The 1,386-nt window shown below is 71.5% G+C and carries 1 pseudogene; it reads left to right on the top strand.

The window, feature by feature from the left end:
• Nucleotides 1–531: 531 nt before the first annotated feature.
• Nucleotides 532–1,386 (top strand): annotated as a pseudogene (locus KN815_RS25080) (erythronolide synthase); the annotation flags it as partial.

Here is a 1,386-nt window from a genome sequence, read left to right as displayed (position 1 = left end):
CCGGCGTGGGGGCAGCGGTTCGCCGAGGCGTATGAGGAGGCCGGTGGGGCAAAGTCACATCACTCTCCGGCCAAAGTGAGGATTACGGGACTAGCTTTGGGCGGCATACTTTCCGGCTCTCTCAGGGCCGTAAGGGCGGCTGATGGGTGTTTGCATTCCGCTGCCTTGGAAGGCTGCCCCGGAAGTCGGCGCCGTGGGAGCGGGCTCGCCGTGCGTTCGCTACGGAGAGTGTGTAACCCCCGGTAGCGGTCGGGTGTTGGGCTGAAGAATCGCGTGATCTGCCGCACATTTCAGTGAGGTTATTGCGACGCCCGTGTTTCTGCCACATGACGCATTCATATCGCGGGCACTCCCGCGTCGTGCGGTGTTTCAGTGAATGTCTCGGGGTGGCATCCGGCGTGCGTAGTTTTCGGTATTCCAAAGGGGATGGTCTGCATGACGAGAGGTGGGTTGTCACTCTCAGTGACGAGTTGACCGCTTGTCATGACCCCCAGTTGACTACCGATCATCCCTCCCCCACAGGAGACCCTCATGCGGACGCCCGCCACCCCTGCGCCGTCAGAGGCACCGGCAGACGCCGTCCTCGCGGTCAACCCGCTGCATCGCCCCTCGCCCCGCCTCACCGCCGCGGCCGGCCGGGCAGGCGCCCTCGGCGTGCTCGAACTGTCCGAGCGCCGCCGCGATGCCATCGAGGTTCTGCGTCGCACCGCCCGCTGGTCCGGCGGCCGTCCCTTCGGGGTCCGGGTGCGTCCCGGCTGCCCGCTCGGCGTCGCGGACCTTCCCGAGGACGCCACGACCGTGCTGCTCGCCGACCCCGCACGGACCGCCGCCGACTTCCCCGGGCGCCGGGTGCTCGTCGAGGTCACCAGCCTCGCCGCAGCCGCCGACGCCGTTCGGGCGGGCGCCGCCGGGCTGCTGCTGCGCGGCAGCGAATGCGGCGGCCGGGCGGGCGAGCTGAGCACGTTCGTCCTGCTGCAAGGGGTTCTCGCCGACCCGGGGATCGCCGTGCCGGTCTGGGCGTGGGGCGGCATCGGCCCGCGCACGGCCGCCGCCGCGGTCGCCGGTGGAGCGGCGGGCGTGGTGCTCGACGTCCAACTCGCGCTGCTCGACGAGGCCGAACCGGACGCCGAGACCGTCGAGGCACTTGGTTCGCTGGACGGTTCCGAGAGCGTCCTCGTCGACGGGGTGCGCTTTCTGCGCCGCCGCGGGCCGCAGGCCCCCGAGCCGCCCGCCGACAGCGCCGCCGCCGAACGCGCCTTCGCCGCCACCGATCCGCTGCGGCGCCTCCTGCCGGACGGTCAGGACGGCTACCTCGCCGCCTCCTTCGCGGCCAGGTCCGCCACCGTCGCCGAGGCGGTCCGAAGGGTCCGCGACGCGATCGGCCGG

Source organism: Streptomyces niphimycinicus (assembly GCF_018883605.1).
GTDB classification, from domain to species: domain Bacteria; phylum Actinomycetota; class Actinomycetes; order Streptomycetales; family Streptomycetaceae; genus Streptomyces; species Streptomyces niphimycinicus.
This window is presented reverse-complemented; position numbering and strand designations above follow the sequence as displayed.